General features: G+C 75.9%; 2 protein-coding genes. One reads left to right on the plus strand and one right to left on the minus strand.

All coding sequences use genetic code 11. The features are described from left to right. The coding region (locus AOK24_RS37695; protein ID WP_159052131.1) for an AAA family ATPase at positions 1-1383 on the minus strand (1383 nt) is incomplete at its 3' end. Positions 1384-1577: 194 nt separating this feature from the next. On the opposite strand from AOK24_RS37695, the gene AOK24_RS37700 reads away from it, so the two are divergent. Then, positions 1578-3509: ATP-binding protein (locus AOK24_RS37700; RefSeq protein ID WP_159052132.1), on the plus strand; the 1932-nt coding region annotated here is incomplete at its 3' end.

The following is a 3509-nucleotide window of genomic DNA, read 5'->3' on the forward strand; positions in this document are numbered from 1 at the left end:
CGGGGTGTCACCGGGTGCCGACCCGGCGCCGCTCCGGAAACGGCCGGGCTCCGGGGCCGTACCGTCGGGAGAGCCAGGCTCTGCGTGCGGGGCCGAGGCATCGCCGGATGCCGACCCGGCGCCGCTCCGGAGAAGGCCGGGCTCCGAGGCCGTGCCGTCGGGAGGACCGGGCTCTGCGTGCGGGGCCGAAGTGCCGTCGCCCGGCGATCCGGCGCCGTTCCACAGGACCTCGACCGCTGCGGCGGAGAGCCGGCTGCGTCGTACGGGGCTCATGCGCTCGCGGACGGCGTGGGCGGTGAGCGGGAGGCGGAAGGGCAGGCCCGGGGCCTCGTCGACGATACCCGCCTCGGCCAGTCGGCGGGCGCCTTCGTCGACGGCCTCGGGGGACAGGCCGGTGCACTGCGCGGTGAGGTGGAGGGCCGGTTCGCCGAGTGGGCCCAGGATGCTCAGCGCTGCGGCCACCGTGCGCGCGGGCTCGCCGAGCCGGTCCAGGGCCGTGAGGAAGCGGTCGTCGTCCGGCAGCACCGGGACCGTCGCCCTGGAGGGGACGAAGGCGTGGCCGTCGGCGACGCGGATCACGTCCTGGCGCGTCCACGCGGTGAGCAGGGCCTCGACCGCTCCCGGGAGACCGCGCGTCAACTCGCGGACCTGTCGGGCGAGTTGGGTGTCCGCTTCGGCCTGGAGCCAGCGCGCGACCAGGGCGTCGGTGTCGTGGGGGTCCAGCGGGCCCAGGACCACCGCGTCGGCCGAGGGCGTGTCGAGCACGTGGTGCGGGGCATCCCCGTCGGCGGGCGCGGGCTTGTCCGGTTCCGCACCGTCCCGGCAGGCCACCGACACCACCAGCCGCACGCCGGGGACGTCGATCCGGCTCAGCGCGGACAGGGAGCCCTGATCGGCGTACTGGGCGTCGTCGACGAGGACCGTCACCGGCGCGCACCGGGCCAGGACGGCCCGCAACAACGCCTCCATCGCCGCCAGATCGCCCCGGTCCACGGCCGACAACGCTTCCGTCGCCGCACGGTCCCCTCGATCCACGGCCGACAACACCTCCGTCGCAGCCCGATCCCCAGCCGGACGGCGCTCCCGCAGCGCCATGACCAGCCGCAGCGCCAGCAGCAACGGCCGGTCCGCGTCGCCGGGCACGCAGTCCACCGCGTACACCGCGCCCCCGCTCGCCCGCAGCCGCTCACCGCCCGCACGCAGGAACGCGCTGCGCCCCACGCCCTGTTCGCCCCGTACGAGGACGAGGCGCGGACCGTCGGGGTCGCCCAGCAGGCCGTCGAGCCGCCGCGACTCGCGTTCGCGGCCGAGCAGGCGGTCGTCGGTGCGGTCCATGCGGGCGGGTCTGCCCCAGCGGGCCAGTTCGTCGGTGTGCGACCCCACGGTCATCCTCCGGTTTCCGAGACGTGTTGCGAGACGTGTCGCCGGGACGTACGTACGAGACCTGGCTCCCCGTCAGTGAGCCGACCCTACGAGCCGCGGCGGAGAGATGATGATCTTCGTCCGGGCAGAGGGAACGGAAAACGGCCGGGTGCCGTCTTTCCCTCCGGGGTGACCACGAGGAACGGGACGGCAGGGTGCGGGAGCGGCGCGGGGCGGTCGTCGGCAGGGACGGCGACATCGGAACACTGACGGACGCTCTCCGGGCCACCGGCGGCGCGGCGCGTGTCCTGCTCGTCACCGCCGGGACCGGGGCGGGCCGGACGACCGTCGTGGAAGAGGCGCGGCGTACGGCGGCCCGGGCCGGGACGGCGGTGGTACGGGTCGGCCCGAAGAACACGAAGGACACGGACGACGCGATCGCCGTCACCGCGGATCGCGGCCTGGTCCTCACGGACCCGGACGACCGGCTGGCCGGACTGCCGGGGCCCGTGAGGTCGCGGTTGCGTGCGGCGGGGCGGGTCGGCGGTGCGGAGGGGCTGTCCGCGCTGTCCGGGGCGCTGGCCTCGGCGGCACGTCGGATGCCGCTCGCCCTGGTCGTCGACGACGTCGATCTCCTGCCGCCGCCCGCCGCCGAGGCGCTGGGGCTGCTGCTGCGGGTCTTCCGGCCGTACGGCGTACCCGTCGTGATGACCGCGCGCCGCGCCCAGCCCTCGGTCGCGGCCGACCACGTCCTCGAACTCTCCCCGCTGCGCCCGGCCGACGTCGCCGTGCTGGTCGGCCTCCACGTCACCCGGCGGTTCGGGCGCCCGGCCGATCCCGCGCTGGCGGACGCCGTGTCCCGGGCCCTGGGCCGGCTCGCGGGCAACCCGCGGGCCGTCCTGTCCGTCCTCGGCACCCTGGACGAAGGGGACCTGCTGGAACTCGACGGCCTGATGTGCCTCGCCCGCCCCGCGCGCGACCTGCGGCTGGCCGCCGAGGACGCGTTCCCCCTCGAATTCGGCCTGCCCCACGAACCCCCGTACTCCGGGACCGTCGAGGCCGCGATCGTCACCGCCCGCGTGCTGGACCACGCCGAAGTGCACGTCGACGACGCGTTCCGCATGACACCGTCCTCCGGCGCCCGCGCCCTCGAACGCCGGCTCGACCGCCTCATCACGGACGGCATCCTGGCCTCCGACCCCCGGGGCCGCCTGTCCTTCGCCGTCCCCGCCCTCGCGGCGGCCCTGCGGAACCTGCCCCTCGACCGCGACGTCCAGGCCAACTCCGCCCGGTACGTCACCTCGCTGGCCGAACGGATCGGCGCCGGCGTCACCGGCCGCAGCCATCCCCGGCTCGCCGACCGCGTCGCCGCGTCCGGCGCGCGCGTCCCCGACTCCATCGCCGTCCCGCTGCTCCTCGCGGCGGCCCGCGAGGACGCCAGGACCGACTGGCCCCGATCGGCCCGCGCCTACGCCGCCGCGCTCACCCGCCTCGCACCGGACGATCCACTCACACCGGACGTGCTCCGGGAAGCGACCGCGCTGAGCCTGCGGCACGGGGACCACGAGGGCCTGCTCGCACTCGGGAACCCTCTGCACGCCGCCCTTCGCACCTCGCCCACACCCGGCCTGGAGAACATCGCCGCTGCACGGGTGTGGGCGGCACTCCATCAACACCGGGCGCTGGACGCCGAGTTCCTTGCCGTGAACGGCCCGACGACACTCGGCTCGTCGCCCACACCCGACCTGACGACACTCAGCGGGCCGCCCCACGCCGGGCTGGACTCGCCGCCCACACCCGACCCGGACAGCATCGCCGCCGCGCAAGCGTGGGCTGAGCTCGGTCGACACCGCGCGCCCGAGGCCGAGTTCCTCGCCACGACCGGCCCGACAACACTCGACGGGCCGCCCCACGCCGGGCTGGACTCGCCGCCCACACCCAACCCGGACAGCATCGCCGCCGCACAGGCAGGGGCACCGCTCCACCAACACCGCACGCCCGACGCCGAGTTCCCCGCCACAGCCGCCCCGACGACACTCGACGGGCCACCGCACTCCGAGTTGGACTCGGCGCCCATACCCGACCCGGACAGCGTCCCCGCTGCGCAAGCGTGGGCTGGCCTCGGCCGACACCGCGCGCCCGAGGCC

Source organism: Streptomyces niveiscabiei, assembly GCF_001419795.1.
In the GTDB taxonomy this organism is placed as follows: Bacteria; Actinomycetota; Actinomycetes; order Streptomycetales; family Streptomycetaceae; genus Streptomyces; species Streptomyces niveiscabiei.